The 18,033-nt window shown below is 64.8% G+C and carries 18 protein-coding genes and 1 tRNA gene; 11 read left to right on the top strand and 8 right to left on the bottom strand.

The features are described from left to right. From nuoL to ACOZ4H_RS07550, 3 genes are read left to right on the top strand one after another with little or no spacing between them, the layout of a single operon-like run. Entirely contained in the window at positions 1-2,097 is a 2,097-nt protein-coding gene (nuoL, locus tag ACOZ4H_RS07560) for an NADH-quinone oxidoreductase subunit L (RefSeq protein WP_424328700.1), read from the top strand. Further along, entirely contained in the window at positions 2,098-3,633 is a 1,536-nt protein-coding gene (locus ACOZ4H_RS07555) for a complex I subunit 4 family protein (RefSeq protein WP_424328699.1), read from the top strand. Then, positions 3,634-5,184, top strand: a complete 1,551-nt coding sequence (locus ACOZ4H_RS07550; RefSeq protein ID WP_424328698.1) for an NADH-quinone oxidoreductase subunit N — start codon at positions 3,634-3,636, stop codon at positions 5,182-5,184. Positions 5,185-5,227: 43 nt separating this feature from the next. Here the strand turns inward: ACOZ4H_RS07550 and ACOZ4H_RS07545 are convergent, their stop codons facing one another. After that, entirely contained in the window at positions 5,228-6,175 is a 948-nt protein-coding gene (locus tag ACOZ4H_RS07545; RefSeq protein ID WP_424328697.1) for an MBL fold metallo-hydrolase, read from the bottom strand. Positions 6,176-6,323: 148 nt separating this feature from the next. On the opposite strand from ACOZ4H_RS07545, the gene ACOZ4H_RS07540 reads away from it, so the two are divergent. From ACOZ4H_RS07540 to ACOZ4H_RS07520, 5 genes are all read left to right on the top strand, one after another. Then, a complete protein-coding gene (locus tag ACOZ4H_RS07540; RefSeq protein ID WP_424328696.1) occupies positions 6,324-6,593 on the top strand; it encodes a DUF7553 family protein in 270 nt (89 codons plus the stop codon). A 48-nt stretch (positions 6,594-6,641) separates the two neighbouring features. Beyond that, a tRNA-Val gene (locus ACOZ4H_RS07535) sits at positions 6,642-6,716 on the top strand. A gap of 324 nt (positions 6,717-7,040) precedes the next feature. Beyond that, positions 7,041-7,790, top strand: coding sequence for a pirin family protein (locus ACOZ4H_RS07530; protein ID WP_424328695.1), 750 nt, complete (start codon positions 7,041-7,043; stop codon positions 7,788-7,790). Positions 7,791-7,886: 96 nt separating this feature from the next. Beyond that, complete coding sequence (locus ACOZ4H_RS07525; RefSeq protein ID WP_424328694.1) at positions 7,887-8,447, top strand: FAD-dependent oxidoreductase; 561 nt, start codon at positions 7,887-7,889, stop codon at positions 8,445-8,447. A gap of 94 nt (positions 8,448-8,541) precedes the next feature. After that, positions 8,542-8,955: a DoxX family membrane protein gene (locus ACOZ4H_RS07520; protein ID WP_424328693.1), complete on the top strand. Its 414-nt coding sequence runs from the start codon at positions 8,542-8,544 to the stop codon at positions 8,953-8,955. A 22-nt stretch (positions 8,956-8,977) separates the two neighbouring features. Here the strand turns inward: ACOZ4H_RS07520 and ACOZ4H_RS07515 are convergent, their stop codons facing one another. The 4 genes from ACOZ4H_RS07515 to ACOZ4H_RS07500 all read right to left on the bottom strand — a co-directional run bounded on the left by ACOZ4H_RS07515 (position 8,978) and on the right by ACOZ4H_RS07500 (position 11,799). Next, positions 8,978-9,592 (bottom strand): TetR/AcrR family transcriptional regulator, encoded by a 615-nt coding sequence (locus ACOZ4H_RS07515; RefSeq protein WP_424328692.1) that lies wholly within the window; start codon positions 9,590-9,592, stop codon positions 8,978-8,980. A 110-nt stretch (positions 9,593-9,702) separates the two neighbouring features. Next, positions 9,703-10,050, bottom strand: coding sequence for a TRAM domain-containing protein (locus ACOZ4H_RS07510; RefSeq protein ID WP_014040796.1), 348 nt, complete (start codon positions 10,048-10,050; stop codon positions 9,703-9,705). A gap of 54 nt (positions 10,051-10,104) precedes the next feature. Continuing rightward, positions 10,105-10,482: a hypothetical protein gene (locus tag ACOZ4H_RS07505; RefSeq protein ID WP_424328691.1), complete on the bottom strand. Its 378-nt coding sequence runs from the start codon at positions 10,480-10,482 to the stop codon at positions 10,105-10,107. Between the two features lie 75 nt (positions 10,483-10,557). Further along, positions 10,558-11,799, bottom strand: a complete 1,242-nt coding sequence (locus tag ACOZ4H_RS07500; protein ID WP_424328690.1) for a hypothetical protein — start codon at positions 11,797-11,799, stop codon at positions 10,558-10,560. 118 nt (positions 11,800-11,917) lie between these two features. On the opposite strand from ACOZ4H_RS07500, the gene ACOZ4H_RS07495 reads away from it, so the two are divergent. Then, entirely contained in the window at positions 11,918-12,361 is a 444-nt protein-coding gene (locus ACOZ4H_RS07495) for a DUF6653 family protein (RefSeq protein ID WP_424328689.1), read from the top strand. Between the two features lie 54 nt (positions 12,362-12,415). Here ACOZ4H_RS07495 and ACOZ4H_RS07490 read toward each other — a convergent pair whose 3' ends face one another. Then, positions 12,416-13,462: a phytoene/squalene synthase family protein gene (locus ACOZ4H_RS07490; protein WP_424328688.1), complete on the bottom strand. Its 1,047-nt coding sequence runs from the start codon at positions 13,460-13,462 to the stop codon at positions 12,416-12,418. A 151-nt stretch (positions 13,463-13,613) separates the two neighbouring features. Here ACOZ4H_RS07490 and ACOZ4H_RS07485 point away from each other — a divergent pair, with 151 nt between their 5' ends. Together ACOZ4H_RS07485 and ACOZ4H_RS07480 are read left to right on the top strand one after the other, a co-directional pair. Further along, complete coding sequence (locus tag ACOZ4H_RS07485) at positions 13,614-13,841, top strand: hypothetical protein (RefSeq protein ID WP_424328687.1); 228 nt, start codon at positions 13,614-13,616, stop codon at positions 13,839-13,841. Between the two features lie 143 nt (positions 13,842-13,984). After that, complete coding sequence (locus tag ACOZ4H_RS07480; RefSeq protein WP_424328686.1) at positions 13,985-15,322, top strand: glycoside hydrolase family 68 protein; 1,338 nt, start codon at positions 13,985-13,987, stop codon at positions 15,320-15,322. Between the two features lie 44 nt (positions 15,323-15,366). Here ACOZ4H_RS07480 and ACOZ4H_RS07475 read toward each other — a convergent pair whose 3' ends face one another. Both ACOZ4H_RS07475 and ACOZ4H_RS07470 read right to left on the bottom strand, forming a co-directional pair. Then, positions 15,367-17,478, bottom strand: coding sequence for a GH32 C-terminal domain-containing protein (locus ACOZ4H_RS07475; protein ID WP_424328685.1), 2,112 nt, complete (start codon positions 17,476-17,478; stop codon positions 15,367-15,369). Positions 17,479-17,702: 224 nt separating this feature from the next. Continuing rightward, positions 17,703-17,837 (bottom strand): hypothetical protein, encoded by a 135-nt coding sequence (locus ACOZ4H_RS07470; protein ID WP_023843340.1) that lies wholly within the window; start codon positions 17,835-17,837, stop codon positions 17,703-17,705. Positions 17,838-18,033 lie beyond the last annotated feature (196 nt).

The raw sequence follows: 18,033 nt of genomic DNA, 5'->3' as shown, positions 1-18,033 counted from the left end.
ATGGCTGCATTCACATACGCTCCGGCGATTGTCCTGCTGCCGTTCGTATCGTTCCTCGTCGCGCTGTTCGCCGGCGACCGCATGCCGAAAGGCGGCGCGCTGGCCGGCATCGCCGCGACGGGCGGATCACTTCTGCTATCGATCTGGGTCGCGCTGACGGTGGCCGGTGGTGAGACGTTCAACGAGTTCGTCTACACCTGGACGGCAAGCGTCGAGGCGCTGCAGTTGCGCTTCGGGCTGCTGCTTGACCCGCTGTCGGCGCTCATGCTGCTTATCGTCTGTCTGATCTCGTTCCTCGTTCACATCTTCTCGCTCGGCTACATGAACGACGAGGGCGAGACCGGACTCCCTCGCTATTACGCCGGGCTCGGCCTGTTCACGGCGAGTATGCTCGGGTTCGTCGTCGCCAACAACCTCCTGATGGCGTTCATGTTCTTCGAGCTGGTGGGCCTGTGTTCGTACCTGCTCATCGGCTTCTGGTTCCGCGACGACGGCCCGCCGAGCGCCGCGAAGAAGGCGTTCCTGGTCACCCGCTTCGGTGACTACTTCTTCCTCATCGGCGTCGTCGGCATCTTCGCCACCTTCGGGACCGGCCTCTTCGCCCCGATTACGGAGGGCGGCGAAGTGGTCGCCGAGAGCTTCCCGATGCTGGCCGAACACGCTGTCATCGACGGCGAAACTGCGGGCATCGCGATGCTGGAGACGGTCGGCATGGGCCCCCAGGCCTGGTTCACCGTTCTCGGCCTCCTTGTGCTGGGTGGCGTCATCGGGAAGTCCGCGCAGTTCCCGTTGCACACGTGGCTGCCCGACGCGATGGAAGGCCCGACGCCCGTCTCTGCACTGATTCACGCGGCGACGATGGTCGCAGCCGGTGTGTACCTCGTCGCGCGCATGTACGGCTTCTACGCCATCTCGCCGACGGCACTCGCCGTCATCGCGCTCGTCGGTGGCTTTACGGCGCTGTTCGCTGCGACGATGGGCCTAGTCAAACAGGAACTCAAACAGGTGCTCGCGTACTCCACCATCTCCCAGTACGGGTACATGATGCTCGCGCTGGGGTCGGGCGGCTACATCGCCGCCGTCTTCCACCTGACGACCCACGCCGTGTTCAAGGCGCTGCTGTTCCTCGGCGCGGGGTCGGTCATCATCGCCATGCACCACAACGAGAACATGTGGGACATGGGCGGTCTGAAAGACCGGATGCCGGTGACCTACTGGACGTTCCTCGCCGGGTCGCTCGCACTGGCCGGTATCGTCCCGTTCGCCGGCTTCTGGTCCAAGGACGAGGTGCTGTACGAGGCGCTCATCCACGGCTTCGGCACTGAGGGCGGCCTCGGAACCGCCTACCTCGCCGCGTACGCGATGGGGCTGCTGGCCGTGTTCTTCACCGGCTTCTACACCTTCCGGATGGTGTACCTGACCTTCCACGGCGACGCTCGGACCGACGTTGCACGCGACCCCGAGCCCGTCCACTGGAACGTCAAAGGCCCGCTGACGGTGCTCGGCATCCTCGCCACAACTATCGGGTTCATCAACATGGCCCCGGTCGCGAAGCTCACCGGTGCACCGATCGACTTCCTCCACAAGTGGCTGAACGGGCCGGAGGAGGGCGGCTGGCCCGCACTCCTCTCGACGGACCTCCATCACTACGAGGAACTGCTGCACGAGGTCCCACACGTTGACCCGGCCTACCCGCTGGGCGGTGAAACCGGCACACTGCTGGTCTCGGCGGGCGTCTCGCTCGGGCTGGCACTCGCCGGCGTGCTCGTCGCGCGGAGCCTCTACAGCGGTGCCGACCCGGTCGAGCATACCGACAAGCTTGGCGGTCTGAAGACGCTACTCATGCACAACTACTACCAGGACGAATATCAGGTGTGGCTCGCGACGGGCGTCACCTACCCGCTCGCCCGTGTGATGAACAAGTTCGACCAGGGTGTCGTCGACGGTGTCGTCAACGGCGTCTCCAGCGTGAGCCTGTTCGGCGGCAGCCGCATCCGACGCATCCAGTCCGGCGTCGTCAGCAACTACGCGACGCTGCTGACGCTTGGACTCGTGCTCTTGCTTGCTGCCTTCGGCATCATGGGAGGGTGGTTCTAGATGTGGGTCGCCGCGCTCCTGCTCGTGACCCTGCTGGGAACCGGTCTCGTGTTCCTCTCGCCGGACCGGTACGCCGGAAAGCTCGCCGCGGCTGTCAGTGCGGTTCCGGCGCTTGGCAGCATCTACATGTACTGGGTGTACCTCACGCAGTACGGCGGCACGGGCAACGCGCTGCTGTCGCCCGCCGACATCGCGTTCGGCCAGCAGATCCCCTGGATCACGCTGGGTGAACTGGAAGTGTCGTACTACGTCGGCCTCGACGGCATCAGCATGCCGCTGCTCGCGCTGACGACGGTGCTGACGACGCTCGCAATCGTGTCCGCGTGGACGCCCATCGACGAGCGCCAGTCCCAGTTCTACGGACTGATGCTGTTCATGGAAGTGAGCCTCATCGGTGTGTTCTCCGCACTCGATTTCTTCCTCTGGTTCGTCTTCTGGGAGGGCGTCCTCATCCCGATGTACCTGCTGATCGGTGTCTGGGGCGGACCGCGCCGGAAATACGCTGCCATCAAGTTCTTCGTCTACACGAACGTGGCGTCGCTGATCATGTTCGCGGGCCTGTTCGCGCTCGTGTTCAGCACCGACCTCACGTCGCTGTCCCTGCCTGCGATGGCCGAGGCGTTCCGCACCGCGAGCGGGCTGCCGACCATCGCCGGCGTGAACCTGATGACCATCTCCTTTATCCTGATGTTCTTCGGGTTCGCGGTGAAGGTTCCCGTCTTCCCGCTGCACACGTGGCTGCCCGACGCCCACGTCGAGGCCCCGACGCCGGTGTCGGTCATGCTGGCCGGCGTCCTCCTGAAGATGGGGACCTACGCGCTGCTGCGGTTCAACTTCACGATGCTCGCGGACACGGCGCGGGCGCTCGCGGTGCCGCTCGCCATCGTCGGCGTCGTCAGCGTCATCTACGGGGCGATGCTCGCGCTGGCACAGCGCGACCTCAAGCGCATCGTCGCCTACTCCTCCATCTCGTCGATGGGCTACGTCATCCTGGGGCTGGTCGCGTTCACGCCATACGGCATGGGCGGGGCGACCTTCCAGATGATCGCCCACGGCCTCATCTCGGGGCTGATGTTCATGTGTGTCGGCGTCATCTACAACACGACGCACACACGGATGGTCGGCGACATGTCCGGCCTCGCGGACCGCATGCCCTGGACGGTCGGCATCTTCGTCGCCGCCGCCTTCGGCTACATGGGCCTACCGCTGATGGCCGGCTTCGCCGGGGAGTACTTCATCTTCCAGGGCTCGTTCAACGCGCCGACGCTCGGCGGGGCCGCCCCGGTGCTGACCTCGCTGGCGATGTTCGGCATCGTCATCGTCGCCGGCTACCTGCTGTGGGCCATGCAGCGCACGCTGTTCGGTGCCTTCAGCCTGGAGACGGACTACGAGGTCAGCCCGGCCGCGTTCCACGACGTCGCGCCGCTGGCCGTGTTGCTCCTGCTGGTCATCGCACTCGGTGTCGCGCCGGACCTCTCCTTTGCCATGATACAGGACTCGATTTCACCGGTTCTCGAAATCGGAGGTGGTGCATAGATGGTCGCACTCCCCGACTGGATGGCGCTCGCCCCGGCACTCTCGCTGGGCCTCGCCTCCCTAGTATTGCTGCTGTCGGACTCGATTAACCCGGATACGACGAACACGGGGCTGCTGGCCGGCATCTCGGTGATCGGCTCCCTGGTTTCCTTCGGGTTCGCCGGCTGGTTCATCACCGCCGGGACCGGGATGGTCAACGACACCGGCGTCGCGCTGTTCAACAATCAGCTCGTCGTCGACCAGATGGCCCTGTTCTTCATGGCCATCGTCGGCAGCGTCACGACGCTGGTCGTGCTGGCGAGCTACGACTACGTCGCCGAACACAGCTACCAGGCCGAGTTCTTCGCGCTGGTCTTGCTGTCGGCGACCGGGATGAGCCTCCTGAGCGCGGCCAACGGCTTGGCGTCGGCCTTCGTCGCACTCGAACTGGTGTCCCTGCCGTCTTACGCGCTCGTTGCCTTCCTCAAGGAGAACAAGGGCAGCGTCGAGGCGGGACTGAAGTACTTCCTCATCGGCGCGGTGTCCTCGGCGGTGCTGGCCTACGGCATCTCGCTGGTGTACGCCGCGACGGGCGTCCTCCGGTTCGACGGCGTCGCGACGGCCATTTCCAGTGGCACGATCCAGACCATCGTCGACGGGTCGGTTCAGGCCCAGTCCGGTGAGCCCGCCGTCCCGATGGCTATCCTCGGCGTCGGTATCCTGATGATTATCGGCGGCGTCGCGTTCAAGACGGCCTCCGTGCCGTTCCACTTCTGGGCACCCGAGGCGTACGAGGGCGCGCCGGCTCCGATCTCGGCGTTCCTCTCATCGGCATCGAAGGCCGCCGGCTTCGTGCTGGCGTTCCGCGTCTTCGCCGTCGCCTTCCCGATCGGTGACCTGCTCGCCGCCGGCGGCGCGATCAACTGGGTGATGGCGTTCCAGATCCTCGCCATCGCGACGATGTTCATCGGGAACTTCGCTGCCGCGACCCAGGAGACGGTCAAGCGGATGCTAGCCTACTCCAGCGTCGGCCACGCCGGCTACGTCCTCATCGGACTCGCCGCCGTCTCCGGCTCCGGCGAGGGGCTGAGTCTCAGCCTGAGCGCCGGCATGTCCCACCTGCTCGTCTACGGCTTCATGAACACGGGCGCGTTCCTGTTCATCGCGCTGGCCGAGTACTGGGGCGTCGGCCGCCGCTTCGAGGACTACAACGGCCTCGGAAAGGAAGCACCGGTCGCCTGCGCGGCGATGACGGTGTTCCTGTTCAGCCTCGCCGGCCTGCCGATCGGCGGCGGGTTCTTCTCGAAGTTCTACCTGTTCTCGGCGACACTCAACGTCGGGGCGTGGTCGCTGGCCGCCGCGCTCATCATCAACAGCGCGCTCAGCCTGTTCTACTACTCCCGCGTCGTCAAGGCGATGTGGATCGAGGAACCGACCGGCAGCCGGACTATCGAGTCGTATCCGATGGGGCTGTACACCGCCGTGGTGGGCGCCGCCATCGTGACGGTGCTGCTCGTCCCCGGCTTCAACCGCGTCTCCGAGATCGCGTTCCAGGCCGCGCAGTTGCTGTAACGCGCTGGCTGTTTTCTGTCTTCCCCGAATGACCGGGCAGTGATTACGCTGCCTCGTAGACGAACACGCCGCCGCTCTCACGCTTCTCGACTCTGTCGGTGACTTCGAGCACGTCCAGGTGGCCGACGGCCTCGCTCATCCCGGCGAAATACTCCGTGGCCGGCAGGTCGCCGAACAGCGCCGTCATCACGTCGCTCGGCGTCGTCGCCCCGCCGGAGACGATGTCGGCGACCTCTGCGGTGCGCTGGTCGTGTTCCGCGAGGATGTCGTCAATGCGTTCCTGTGGGGAGTCGACGGGCTCGCGGTGGCCGGTGAGAAAGCGGTCGTGGCCCTGCTCGCGGAGCCACCGGAGGGAGTCGTTAAACGCCGGCAGCACCCGCGGGCGCGTCCCGCTCTCGTCGGGCACCTGGAGGAACGGATTGGGCGTGATGTCGCCCAGCACGTTGTCGCCGACGATCGCTTCACGGCGGCCCTGAAAGTCGTACGAGAAGATTATTTCGCCGGCGGAGTGGCCCTGTACGGTGTCGACGGTGAGCTCGGTATCGTCGACGGTGACGGTATCACCGGCCCCGAGCACGCGGTCGGTGTCGACGCTCTGGGCGTAGGGCAGGAACGCTTCCGGTAGCTGTGTGACCGTCTCGGCAGTCTCGCGTGAGACCCCACAACGCTCGAAGAAATCCGCGAAGTACGACTGCTCGGTGTGCAGTTGCGCCGCGAAATCGCGCATGATCTCCGCTGCCGGCTCGCTGGCGAGGACACGAGCCCCCCGCTCGGCGAACCGGTTCGCCATGCCGAAATGGTCCGGGTGCGGGTGTGTGACCAGGACTTGTTCGATGTCGGCCGGCGAGAGTTCACGAGCCTCGAGCGCCTCGACCAGACGCGACCACGCCTCTTCGCTGTCAGGCCCCGGATCGACGAGGGTTCGTCTCGCGATATATGCGTTAACTGCCCCGACCTGAAACGGCGTCGGAATCGACACCCGTGTGAACATGCCTCCCCATTGCAGGTGGGGGCGCAAAACAGTTCGTACCCGCGGTGCACGTTTACTGCTGTGGACGCCCGCCGTCCATCGGTCAGCCGTGGGGGTGTGCTGTTTTCCGGGCACAAGAGATATATTCGTCCTTCGCGTAAGGTCATATATGAACAAACACTTCGAAGACGCACGCTACTATCTGAAACGCGCCGGCAAGACCGCCACCAGGGGCGTCAAAGAGGAACTCGAACCGGTTGAAGAGCGGTTCCGCGAACTCACCGGGAAGGAAGCAGAGCCAGAACCCAGCCGACTGGAGGCCATCAAAGCAGACCTGAAAGAACTGCAGGGGAAAGCGGAAGGTGAAGCCGAGGAAGCGATTGCCGACGCCCGTGGAAAAATCAGCGAGTACCGCGGCAAGGAAGAGACAGAAGCGTAGTCGGAAAGCAATTCTTAAGGGATGCGCTCGAATAGAGTCGAGTGCGTCGGGTTGGTGATCTAGTTCGGTTATGATACCTCCTTCACACGGAGGAAGTCGGCGGTTCGAATCCGCCCCAACCCATTCTTGCGACGAACAGACCTGAGGAGCAGAATGGTCTGGCGGATTCTGAACCCTGAAAGACGAGCGAAACGAGTCTTTCTTCGGTGAGAAGCCGGCCCCCAACCCATCCGCTCGCTCGACGCTTTTGAACGACAGCGGACCACTGTCTGGGACACTTCCCGCAGTGAAAGTAGTCGCACGGGTCAGTCGTCAGTGTGTCTATGCAGACCCTGTTCTGGCTTCGAGTATGATAAATCCACCAGCAGCCGCCGTCAGCGAGGCTGAACTATGGATAGAGTTCGATTGTATCCGACAGTTTTTACCGCTCGGTAAACAAGGGGGAGTATGACCGAGAGCGAGTCGCGGGCGTCGGCTGACAGGCCGATGTCCGGAGAGATGGTCCGCCATGGGACGGGTGTGAATTCGAACCGTGCGTTTCCAACGGACAGCTATCCGCACAATCTGGACCCGTTCGTCCTGTTCGAGCGGTTCTATATCGACCCCGATAAGGGGTTCCCGATGCACCCCCACCGGGGGTTCGAGATTGTCTCGTACATGATCGAAGGCGGCATGGAACACGAGGACTCGCTCGGCGTCGCAAACACCGCATACGAGAACGATGCGATGCGAATCACGACCGGAAGCGGGATACGTCACTCCGAATTCCCCGCGGATGGGCAGGCCTGTACCGGACTACAACTCTGGGTGAATCTCCCGCAGGCGGAGAAGGACGCTGACCCGGACTACGTCGACGCGACGGCCGACGCGCTTCCGACGGAGGAACGGGACAGCGCGACGGTCACGACGGTTATCGGCGACGGTTCACCGATCAGCCTCTACACGCCGATGGAGTATCTGGATGTTTCCGTAACCGACGCGTGGACGTGGTCGGTTCCGACGGAGTGGTCCGGGTTCCTCTACGGTGTCGCCGGTAGCGGGACGGTCGAGGGACATTCGTTCACTGACGGTGATGTCCTGCCGGTCACTGACGCGCGGTCAGTGGCACTTCGCAGCGATGAATCACTCCGTGTCGTCGCCGTCTCGGGCCGCCCGCACGGCGAGCCGATCCGACAGCGCGGGCCGTACGTTCTGTAAGTGGGCGTCGTTACCTGGTTGAGAGCCACACGTGGGCTTCCGGCCGAATTTTACCAGATGGTAAGACTCTTTTATTGGCGGCCCCTGGCTTGAGACATGGCAGATGTAGCAGTTGTCGGCGGCGGCCCCGCCGGACTGAGTGCGGCACAGTACGCTGCGAAGAACGACCTCGAAACGATCGCCTTCGACACGGACGAGTCGTGGATGCACAAGGCACACCTGTTCAACTACCCCGCCGTGCGAAGCATCAGCGGCGAGGAGTTCCTCACCATCGCTCGCGGGCAGGCCCGCGACCGGGGCGCGACGCTGTACGAGACGGAAGTCACGGCTATCGAACAGACCGACGACGGGTTCGTCCTGACGACGGACGACGACGAGTACACCGCGGCGTACGTCGTCCTCGCAACCGGTGGCGACCGGAGCCTCGCTGAGGACCTCGGCTGTGCGTTCACCGATGAGGACGTCGTCGACGTGACTGTTGACATGGAAACGTCGGTCGAGAACGTGTACGCGACCGGTGCAATGGGTCGGGCGGAGAAGTGGCAGGCGGTCATCGCAGCCGGTGACGGCGCTGCCGCTGTTCTCGACATTCTCTCGAAGGAAAAAGGCGAGTACTACCACGACTTCGACATGCCGTCGGACGTGCCGGAACTCTAGCGATGCAGCCAGAATCTACTACAACAATGAATCCCGCTACTACTTCGATCCGAACTGTTGAAGCTGTCCGTACAGTCCCGGTGGTGAGTTTGTGATGGCACCCGAACTCAACGTCGTGTTGCTCGTCGTCGGCCGCGTCCTCTTCGGTGGCGTGCTCGCCTTCACCGGCCTGAGCCACTTCACACAGACAGAACAGATGGCCGGCTACGCCGAGTACAAGGGCCTCCCGGCCCCCAAATTCTCCGTCCTCGCGTCCGGTGGGCTCCTCATCCTCGGTGGACTCGGTGTGACCGTGGGCGTCTTCCCGGTCGTCGCGGCAGTCGCCCTCGCAGCGTTCCTCATCGTCTCGGCGGTTGCGATGCACGACTTCTGGGCCGTGCCGGACGAGGACCGACAGGACGAACTGAACAGCTTCCTGAAGAACGTGACGCTCGCTGGTGGGGCACTCGTCGTCGCGGCGTCCGCAACCGGAACGTGGGCGCTCAGCGTCGGTATCAGCCCCGTCTAACGCTGTCTTTTCCAGCCCCCGTCTACTGCGGGGGGTACAGCGAGTCCAGAATGAAGTCGTTGATGGCGCGCTTGGCCTCGTCGGGTGCGTCCTCGTGGCCGAGGGCGATCCGTCGCCCCCGGGCCGCGTGAATCACGTCCGTGATAAGCTGCCCCATCAGTTCGGCGTCGACATCGCGAAACGCGCCCTGCTCGATCCCGTCCTCGATGACCGTGGCGATGCTTTCGCGAAGCCGGTCGTAGTGCTCGTTGAACAGCGCCCGGTGCTCGTCGTCGTTTTGGGCGTAGGCGTACAGTTCGTGGTACACCTTCATCCGGTCCCAGTGCGAGAAGTCGTGGAACTCCGGGCCGAACAGGCACCGGTCGATGCGCACATCGAGCTCTGCGCGGGGATCGGTCTCGTCGTCGACTTCGACGCTGCCCTCGTACTGATCGATGATGTACTCCAGAAACGAAGAGATGAGGTCGTACTTGCCGTCGAAATGATAGTGAATCACCTGCCGGGACATGTCCATCTCCTCGCCGATGTCCCGGACCCGCAAGTCCTTGTAGCCGTGCTTGCTCAGCGCCCGAAAGGTGGCCTCCATGATGACCTCGCGGGTGTCCTGTGGCGTGGTCTGCCCGTCCGATTCGCTCATGGCCTATCTTATCGTGGTGGACACATATCCGTTTCTCCATCCGGCGGGGTTAGCGTGTCGCCATCGTCCGAGGTGCGCTCGCCTCAACCCTGTAACCGCTCCACCCTCGCTCACGCGCGTTCGACGAACCGAGCGTCGGCGGAGGTGTGATCTCGGTTGAACGACAGTACCTTCGCCCGGATCACGTCGCCGGCCGACACCGACGACGGCACGTCCTCGGTGAACAGGACGAACCCCTCAACCTTCCCGACGGCGACGCGGTCGCCGGAGTGGTGGTCGGTGAACTCGGCGACCCCGAACTCGTAGGTCTCGCCGAGTTCGACCGGCGGTTCTCGCTCCTGTGCGGCCTCGTGGGCTCGTTTCGATGCACTGCTGGACGAGCGGCGGGTGATCGCAAACGCCAGCGCGAGGCCCACGGCGAGGGCGGCCCCGCCGGCGGCGAGCCAGATCGGTTCCATGCCTGTGGTTGCAGGGCGAACGGATTAGTACCTTTCAAAGTCCCGCGACGGCGCTTACAATCCGAGACGGTCCCGAATACCGCCGCCGGAATCAGAATCCCCGCTCCCGGAGTCCCACTCCGTCGGTAGCTCGGCCGCGAGCGACGTGACCTCGTCGTCGCTGTAGCGGGGGTCCTCCGTCGCGTCGTCGAGCCAGTCCGCCCACTCCTCGGCCGTCATCCGGCCCTGCGAATCGACTTCCCACTGGTCGACGAGCGCCTCCCGGTCGCGGAACGGGATGTCCATGCCGCTGTCGCCCCAGTACAGCGGGGAGAGCGCGAACTCGTGGGTATCGTCCTCCAGCCAGACGAGCCGGTAGGGGTAGTCGTTGTAACAGAACACGTCGTCCGGCGAGACGACATCGCCGTTGGGGAGCTCCAGGGTCCGGGACATTGCGTTGCTGTAGGGGCTACCCACGTTTCAGAGTTATGCGTCGGTAGAAATACGGGAGCAGCCGGATACGCGCCGCTACACGAGCGGGTCACACAGCGCCCACTCGTCCGTCTCGGGATCGAGGTTCGAGGGCTCCGCGCCGCGGTCGGTCACGATGCCGGCGTGGTAGTAGATCGCCTTCAGTTGGAACACAGTCGGTGAGTGATAGACGCTGCCGTCGGTGAGTTCCGAGGGGCGGAGTTCGCCGTCGCCGGTCAGCACCCGCTGGCGGACGGTCTCGTCGCCGCGGAGGAACAGTTCGACGGTGAACTCGGGGTGGAGCGCGTGGAGGTACTCGACGAACTCGACGAGCGACGGGGCGGCGTAGCCGTCCCGGTGGCAGGCGTAGAGCCCGTCGACGAGCAGCTCCGTGGCCGGGTAGTCAGAAACGACGCGCCGGACGAGCTGACCCCACTGGGGCGCGATGTCGATGAACCGCTTCCGGGAGCGCTGCCAGTCCTCGAACCGCCGGAGGGCGGCGTCGAGGTCGCCAACCGTCCGGAGCGCGAAGCGGACGACTTCCCGACCCAGCGGCGTCAGCGTGAGCGACCCCTGGCCGGCGTCGACCAGATTCAGGAACGCTGCGCCAGCGATAGCGCCGTCGACGGCCCCGACGACGTGGCTGGCAAGCAGGTCCCGCGCGTCGCCGTCGTGGTAGACGGCCAGCGGGACTGCGACGTAGTTCTTCGGATGGTTGAGCCCGAAGTTCTGGTCGGCGACGCCCTGGGCACTGGCCTGGAACCGGATCGCCGAGGCGGCGTCCATCGACCCGTGACCGACCACGCGGGGCCGTTCCAGCACTGAGACCGTGCCGTCGGATTCGACGCCCAGCACGCCGACGTTCAGCTCGCGGGCCATCGTCCGCGCGGCGGTGGAGATGCCGCTCCGCGGGGCGGTCAGGAAGGCGACGTTCGCCTCGTTGAGGCGGTCGTGGGCCTGGACGACCCCGCGCTCGGCATCGACGCCACCGTTACCGGTGTACCCCTTCGCCTCGACGGCGATCAGCGGCGGCCGGTCGCCGAGCCGGTCGACGGACAGCAGGTCCGTCGAGAGCGTCTGTACGCCGACGAGGTCGGGATAGCCCGTTCCGACTCGAACGTGGTTGAACGGCGCGAGCGTCGCCTGCACGGACGCTTCGATGGGCGTGTCGTCCAGCCAGCGCCGCTGTGCGAACTGCGTGTCCGCGACGACGTAGGCGTCCTCGCGGTCCGCGAACAACCGGTCTTTCGTCCGGGCGAGTACCTGTGGCTCGGAGAGCCCCGACGCCGCTGTGGCCATAGGCGGCGTTCACACAGGGCGGACATGAGTGTTCTGTCCCCGGATAAGCAGATTGGCAAGCTTCGAGAGACACCTCGGTCTGCGGTAGTGTTATTATCTAACATGAGGAGCAGGGCATATGACAGCACCACTACCGAACAGCGTACGTAACTGGTTCTGGGCCCGGCATTCGAACCCCAAGAGTGGGTGGTCGCGGGTACCGACCGGCACTGTCATCGTGTACGCGGTGTATAAGCGCCGCTGGCGGCTCCTGGCCGCGGCGCTGCTGTGGACCGTTATCAATCCGATCCTGTTCGCACCGCCGGACACCGAGGACGCCTGGATGACCCGCGCCGTGCTGGCAGAGCGGTGGTGGCTCAGGGAGCAGGACAACGGAACGATGGGCCTCGATTATCCGAACGTCTGTAACACCGGCGGCGCGCTGGCGTCGGCCATCGCTCTGTACGCCGCCTGGCGTCGCCGACCGGTCAGCGCCGCGGCCGCCACGCTGGCGATGAGCGGGCTAAAGCTCTGGTGGCTCCGCGAGATCGTACAGCAGTACGACAAACGCGGCCCGGAGTGACCGGCGTTTGCGAAAGCGACAGGGCGTCGAAAAGAGGAATGTCTCTGTTGGTCGTCAGTACTGGTGGAGCGGCTGTTGGCGGATTTTCGCCCGCAACTCCCCGATTGAAGGGTCGCCGTCGCCGCCGAACTGCTGTGTCACGGAGTGGACCTCCTCGCGGGAGATCTTGACGTTCCCCTGCTCGATGACGTCGGCGGGCCGTTCGCGGAGTTCGCGGATCGTCCCGACGGCAAGCAGGAACGGAATCGCCCACGCAGAGAGCGTGTTGCCGCGGGTCTCCGGCATGGCTTCGAGCCACGCCTGCGCGTCGTCAAGGTACCCCTCGGCCCGCTCGGTGACCTGCTCGATGACGGGGACGAGCGACTCGACGTTGTCAGTGTTGCTCACGTCGCTGTGATCGAGCCCCTGCTCGTGGAGCAGTTCCAGCGGGAGGTAGACGTTGTTCTCCTCTTCCATGTCCGTCGCGGCGTCCTTGGCGACGTTGACGAGCTGGAGCAGGAGGGCAAACGAGCGGGCGTTTTCCTCCATCTGGGCCACCTGCTCGTCGGTGGCTTCGTGGGAGACCAGCCCGGTCACCAGCGTTCCGACGGTGCCGGCGGCGTACCAGCAGTACTCTTCGAGTTCGTCCAGCGTCTTGATTCGAAGCCCGCCGGCGTCGGCGTAGCGGTCGACGAACATCGCCATCCCGTCGACGAGTTCCCGGACCGGCCCGCGAATCGTCTGTGTGGAGTGGTCATCGAGGGTGTGAAACACATCGACGATGCGGCCCGCGTTCTCGACGACCTCCCAGTCTGCGTTCGTCGTTGTGGGAATCCACTCCTCGACAGCGTCGTGGAACGACGACACGGTCGTCCCGCTCGACGGTTCGAGCGAGCGGCTGTACGTCTGCAGGAGTTCGGTCTGTACCGCTGGAGGGAGGTGACCGGCGTCCTCGATCGTGTCAGCCACGCGGCAGAGAAGATAGCCCAGACAGATGTCCCGGGCCATCGGTTCGTTGAGTTCCGAAATTGTGAGACTAAACGTCCGCGACACACGATGGACGGCATCGTAGCACCACTCGATGTCTTCCGAAGACGACCGGTCTGTGTGGTTCTGAGACATTCCCGACATCCGGGGTAGGGCATACGATGATAAAAATGGGACGGCTACGGCGTCAGTCTCGTCCCGGTCACGGGTCGGTGTTCCGACAGACTCAGGAGTGTCCGAGCCTAATTTGCGGTATGAACGGCACAGCAACGTGGGGGCTGCGACCGTGAACAATCGGGACACAGCAGTCCTAGTGCTGACGGTTCTCGCTGCGATCATTCTCCCCGGACTCGCGAACTGGGGATTCAGCACGCTCGGCTACCCGTGGATCGGGAGCGCCGTCTGGGCGCTGGGGTACGGCCTCGGCGTCGTTTTCATCTGGTACGAGTGGGTCCGGCCACTCGATATCACCGGTCCAGAGGGTGTCAGCGGTAGCGAGGACTCAGGCGAATAACGCGCTGCTTGACCCCCTTGACTACCCACTATCAGTTTTCTCTGCTAGCGCCGTCCCGGCACTGTCGTATTGCATATATTTCATACAACACCCGTAGTACCCGCCTGGCAACATTTATACCCGTGGTCGGCCCAACGTGAGATATGACAAACGAGGCGCTCGGCGAGGGTCGTCCCGGAACGAAGGGACGCGCCGGGTGGACACGCGAGCAGGCGAGTCGGATCGAGCGGACCGACGACACGGTTGCCCCAATCGTCTACCCGCCCGCGACCGAACAGATTCCGGAGGTCCACATCTGGGATACCTGGTTCCTCCGGGAGCGCGACGGCACGCTGGCGACGGTCGACGGCTATCGGGTCTGTTTCTCGCTGACGGCTCCGTCCGACCTGTTGCCAGGCAAGCGCCACGACGTGGCGACCATCCGCTGCTTCTACTCCGACGACGGCCGCAACTGGCACAACGCCGGCCCGGTGTTCGAGGACGCGCTGGGCCAGCGCCAGTGGGCCGGGTCCGCGCTGTACGACGACGACGGCAGCGTCTATCTATTTTATACTGCAGCCGGCGAGGAAGGGGCTGAAGACCTGACGTACGCACAGCGTATCGTCGGCGCAGGCGGCGGCAGCATCGACACGACCGGCGGGTTCGAGCTCTCCGGTCCGTGGACCCACCACGAACTGCTCCACCCCGACGGCGACCGCTACGAGCGGGAGGACCAGTCCCGCGGGATGATATACACCTTCCGCGACCCGTGGTTCTTCGAGGACCCCGAGACGGCCGAGACGTGGCTCCTGTTCGAGGCGAACACGCCGGTTCCGGAGGGGAGCGACGTCTGCGGTGGCGACGCCGCGTTACAGGAGTTCAACGGGAGCGTGGGCGTCGCTCGCTCGCCGACGGGCGACCCGCTGGAATGGGACCTCGAAGACCCGCTGCTGGACGCTGTCGGCGTCAATCAGGAACTCGAACGGCCCCATATCGTGTATCGGGACGGCCTGTACTACCTGTTCATCTCCAGCCACCTCCACACGTTCGCGCCGGGGCTTGAGGGATTCGACGCGCTGTACGGCTTCGTCGCAGAGGATCTCCGCGGTGACTACGTCCCGATGAACGAGTCGGGGCTCGTCGCCACAAACCCCGAAAACGCGCCGTTCCAGTCCTACTCGTGGATGGCGTTTCCCCACGACGGCGAGGTCCTGGTCCAGAGCTTCTTCAACTACTACGATTTTGACGGCGAGACGCTGGACGAGATCGCCCACCTGCCCGAATCCGAGCAGATGCGCCGGTTCGGCGGCTCGCTCGGCCCGACGCTCCGGCTCGACGTCGAGGGAAGCCGGACGCGCATCATCGGCGCCCTCGGGCACTGGCACATCCCGCTGGCGGGCGAGATACTCCCGCCGACGGACCGCGAACTGATTCGGCGCGGGAAACGCGACGATACCGTTTCCGGGGGCTACGACGCCCGAACCGGGCCTGAGTCGAACTAACGAGTACCGAAACGGTCTTTTCGCAGGAATCCGGCTGGGGCTGTTTACCAGACAGAGTCCAGTTCCCAGATATCCAGCGACGCGATAGTGGCGCGACCGCCGTCGGCCGACAGCGAGATGCCGGTCGCATCATCGCGGGTCGGATATACGCGGCTGGTCAGGCAGTGCCGTTCGTTGGCGAACACCTCGACGACGCTCCCGTCGACGAAGACGCGAAGCGACAGCGGCGCGTCGTACGGTCGGACCCGCATCGTCTGGGTGTCGCCAGTCGCCTGGGGGTCGGTGCTCGACGCCGACCGGTCCACAGCGATTTCGCTCTCGTAGGAGTACCGGATGGGCGTCCGCTCCTCGCCGTCCGGCGATTCGAGGACGGACAGTTCGACGGCTTCGGCGTCCTCAAGTCGAACCGTGGCGCGGAGCTCGAACGACCGGCTCTCGACCGGCAACTGCTCGGTGTCGCCCGCGTCGAGGCGCACCACGTCGTAACTGGTGTTGTCGCCCCGTAGCTCGGTGAGTTCGGGGGCCGGCCGCTGGCACAGGCCGCCGTCGTCGGCCAGGGACAGCTCCCGGGGCAGCGACATCGCGCCGGACCAGCCGGCGTCCCACTGCCCGCTCACGTCGCGGGCTTCGGGGAGCCACCCCCAGGTCAGGATGCGGCCGTCGTCGGTCCACATCGACTGCGGGGCGTAGAAGTCGCCGTGGTCGAGCTTGTCGCGGCGGTCGGCGTCGAAATCGCCGTCCTCGTACGTCCCGAGGAAGTACACCACGTCCTCGTAGTTCGAGATGTGGAGGAGCTGTCGGTCGCCGAAGTCGAGCAGCTCCGGGCATTCCCAGACGGTCCCGGCGGTGTCGCGGTCGCCGGCGAGGATCGGGCCCTGATACTCCCAGTCCCGGAGATCAGCGGACTCGTACAGCAGCGCCGCCCCGCCGCCGCCCTCGATGCCGGCCCCGATGAGCTGGTACCAGGTCCCGTCCTCGCGCCAGACGCAGTGGTCCCGGAACTCTCCTTCCCAGTCCTCGGTCCGGAGCACTTCCGGTTCCGCCGGCAACTCCTCGATGATGGGGTTGTCCGGGTCCTTGTCCCAGGCCGCGAGGTCGTCGTCCGCGGCGGTGGCGATGCAGGGGAGCTGGCGCTTGTCGCGACCGCCCGTGTACAGCACGGTTGGGACGCCGCCGTCGTCGACCGCACAACCGGACCAGCAGCCGTCCCGGTCGGGGCCGTCGGGCGAAGGCGTGAGCGCGACCGGGCGGTCCTCCCAGTGGACGAGGTCGTCGCTGACGGCGTGGCCCCAGTGGATCGTGTTGTGGAACGGCCCGGCCGGGTTGTACTGGTAAAACAGGTGGTAGCGACCGTTCCAGTGGATGAGCCCGTTCGGGTCGTTGAGCCAGTTCGCCGGGGGCGTCACGTGATAGGACGGGCAGTGCGGGTCGTCGCCGAGTCGCTCGCGCAACTGGCCGAACGTGTCGACGTCCTTCGGACGGCCGGTCAGCGGATGTCGTTCGTCCGTCGCCAGGAATCCCAGCGCGTTCTCGATGAGCGTCTCGCGGTTGCCCCGACACACGTCGTGGGTCGGCTGGGCGAACGCCACGGACGATCCGACGCCGAGCACCTGCCCGTCCCCGGGCTCCCAGGAGAGAATCGACATCTGCTTGACCACGTCGGTATCGCCACGGACCGTGCTCGCGAGCACGTCCCCGGACTGGGGTGCGATGGACTCGTATCTGGCGTAGGGGATCGTCACGCCGGCCCCGCGGGTGTGGACGCGAAGGGTGTCGTAGTCCGCGTGGATTGGGTGGTCGGCGTACAGGGCCTGCCAGAGGTGTCCGGTCGGCTCCGGAATCTCCTCCCAGCCGACGGCGTCGGGCGCGACGTCGTCGAACCCGAGCGGTTCGACGGCGGACAGCGCGCTCAGTGTCAGCAGGAGCGAGCTGCCGTCGCGGACGTATGCGGCCAGCGCCGGGGCGTCGTCAAGGATTCGCTCGTCGAACAGTTCGTCCCGATGCCACCAGAGGATATCGTACTCGGTTGGATCGACCGACGAGAGCGCGCATCGCTCGGCATCGTCGACTGCCCCCTGACACCAGTCGTACGCCGCCGCCTGCTCGTCCGTACAGGTGTCGGCGTAGAGACAGCCGATGCGTGGCGAATTTCCCATTGCCTCGGTATCCCTTCCTGAAATATAAAAACATTCGGCAATCGTTTCTGAACGAATATGCACGCTCTTGTGGATTATGTCGTCGATGCGGTCAGCGGAGCGTCCGGCAACCTATCGACGTCGCATCAGCATGGGCCGTCGAAGATTCCGAGCAGTACTGGGAAGGGGCAATAGCCAGAGCAGTGGCTGAAAGCGGACTATCGGTGAGAAAGCGTCGGAACCGGTCAGTGAACGCGGGCGTTGCGGGCCTCGGCCTTCCAGTCGATGACGGTTTCGTGACAACTGGGACAGACGAACTCGGTGAGCTTTGTCGTCTGATCGTTGTATGACATCCGCGTGCCACAGTTGGTACAATCCATTATAATTGTATATATTCTACTGAAGGATATAAATTTTCTCCTGACCATAGTCGGCTCGGGCGGGAGACGGCCTGACACGGCTGAATTATGCTATGTCATTACATGGTGTTGATCAGAAACCCCCAGTCTGTGGCAATAGCGCCACCGCTACACAGTTTCTCCAGGGTGCGGACGGTCGCAGACAACGGACGGCGGG

The sequence above is a fragment of the Haloarcula amylolytica genome, assembly GCF_049705545.1.
GTDB lineage: Archaea > Halobacteriota > Halobacteria > Halobacteriales > Haloarculaceae > Haloarcula > Haloarcula amylolytica_B.
The sequence above is the reverse complement of the archived record's forward strand: the minus strand, read 5'-3'. Positions and strand labels throughout refer to the sequence as shown.

Excerpts from the sequence above, each read along its gene's own strand:
- ACOZ4H_RS07515 (WP_424328692.1), bottom strand. The coding sequence starts at position 9,592 with ATGAGCGAATCGGACGGGCAGACCACGCCACAGGACACCCGCGAGGTC.
- ACOZ4H_RS07510 (WP_014040796.1), bottom strand. The coding sequence starts at position 10,050 with ATGGAACCGATCTGGCTCGCCGCCGGCGGGGCCGCCCTCGCCGTGGGC.
- ACOZ4H_RS07495 (WP_424328689.1), top strand. The coding sequence starts at position 11,918 with ATGACAGCACCACTACCGAACAGCGTACGTAACTGGTTCTGGGCCCGG.
- ACOZ4H_RS07520 (WP_424328693.1), top strand. The coding sequence starts at position 8,542 with ATGGCACCCGAACTCAACGTCGTGTTGCTCGTCGTCGGCCGCGTCCTC.
- nuoL (WP_424328700.1), top strand. The coding sequence starts at position 1 with ATGGCTGCATTCACATACGCTCCGGCGATTGTCCTGCTGCCGTTCGTA.
- ACOZ4H_RS07540 (WP_424328696.1), top strand. The coding sequence starts at position 6,324 with ATGAACAAACACTTCGAAGACGCACGCTACTATCTGAAACGCGCCGGC.
- ACOZ4H_RS07530 (WP_424328695.1), top strand. The coding sequence starts at position 7,041 with ATGACCGAGAGCGAGTCGCGGGCGTCGGCTGACAGGCCGATGTCCGGA.
- ACOZ4H_RS07500 (WP_424328690.1), bottom strand. The coding sequence starts at position 11,799 with ATGGCCACAGCGGCGTCGGGGCTCTCCGAGCCACAGGTACTCGCCCGG.
- ACOZ4H_RS07470 (WP_023843340.1), bottom strand. The coding sequence starts at position 17,837 with ATGGATTGTACCAACTGTGGCACGCGGATGTCATACAACGATCAGACG.
- ACOZ4H_RS07555 (WP_424328699.1), top strand. The coding sequence starts at position 2,098 with ATGTGGGTCGCCGCGCTCCTGCTCGTGACCCTGCTGGGAACCGGTCTC.
- ACOZ4H_RS07505 (WP_424328691.1), bottom strand. The coding sequence starts at position 10,482 with ATGTCCCGGACCCTGGAGCTCCCCAACGGCGATGTCGTCTCGCCGGAC.
- ACOZ4H_RS07490 (WP_424328688.1), bottom strand. The coding sequence starts at position 13,462 with ATGTCTCAGAACCACACAGACCGGTCGTCTTCGGAAGACATCGAGTGG.
- ACOZ4H_RS07475 (WP_424328685.1), bottom strand. The coding sequence starts at position 17,478 with ATGGGAAATTCGCCACGCATCGGCTGTCTCTACGCCGACACCTGTACG.
- ACOZ4H_RS07545 (WP_424328697.1), bottom strand. The coding sequence starts at position 6,175 with ATGTTCACACGGGTGTCGATTCCGACGCCGTTTCAGGTCGGGGCAGTT.
- ACOZ4H_RS07525 (WP_424328694.1), top strand. The coding sequence starts at position 7,887 with ATGGCAGATGTAGCAGTTGTCGGCGGCGGCCCCGCCGGACTGAGTGCG.
- ACOZ4H_RS07550 (WP_424328698.1), top strand. The coding sequence starts at position 3,634 with ATGGTCGCACTCCCCGACTGGATGGCGCTCGCCCCGGCACTCTCGCTG.
- ACOZ4H_RS07480 (WP_424328686.1), top strand. The coding sequence starts at position 13,985 with ATGACAAACGAGGCGCTCGGCGAGGGTCGTCCCGGAACGAAGGGACGC.